Annotated in this window: 2 pseudogenes; both read right to left on the bottom strand. The window is 59.7% G+C overall.

Annotated elements, in window-relative coordinates:
• Positions 1-111 (bottom strand): annotated as a pseudogene (locus tag J9892_RS12920) (ATP-binding protein); the annotation flags it as partial.
• A 14-nt stretch (positions 112-125) separates the two neighbouring features.
• Positions 126-541, bottom strand: a pseudogene (locus J9892_RS12915) (IS21 family transposase); the annotation flags it as partial.

The following is a 541-nucleotide window of genomic DNA, read 5'->3' as shown; positions in this document are numbered from 1 at the left end:
GATGAAGGGCAGCCCTTCGTAGGTACTTGCCTGTTCCAGTTGTTGTTGCACGGCATCCGCCATGCCGGTCAGTTTCAGGTGTCTCAAGCGGGTCAGCGTTTGTTGGGTCATGGGACGTATCCTCTTTAGTGGAAGCTCTGGGGGCCACGGATGTTCTCGTGCTCTTGCGGTAACTCTGGGTAGCTCAGCGGGCTTGCGGGCAGTTGGTCGCGGCCACTGGTCAGCACCGACTTGAGCTGTTTGAGTCGCACCAGACCTTCCCGGTTGGCCAACTGGCAACAGGCTTCAACCCGTGATGGCGGATACTCCCGGCTAAGACTCAGCAGCCCCAGGCAGAGTCGGTATGCCTGCTCGGCATGGGCTTTCTCTTCCAACCGTTCGCTAACCCAGCACAAGGTGCTCGGTCCGATGTCAGCAGCCCACTGTTTAAGACGCCCTGGGGTCCAGCGTTGCTGCTTGCTGTGACGTTCCGGCATGTGCTCAGGGAGCGTGCTCATCCCCGGGATGGTTTTACGTGGATGGCTCGCGACCAGCTGTTGCT

Origin of the sequence: Aeromonas sp. Prich7-2 (genome assembly GCF_017939255.1) — a bacterium.
In the GTDB taxonomy this organism is placed as follows: Bacteria; Pseudomonadota; Gammaproteobacteria; order Enterobacterales; family Aeromonadaceae; genus Aeromonas; species Aeromonas caviae.
This window is presented reverse-complemented; position numbering and strand designations above follow the sequence as displayed.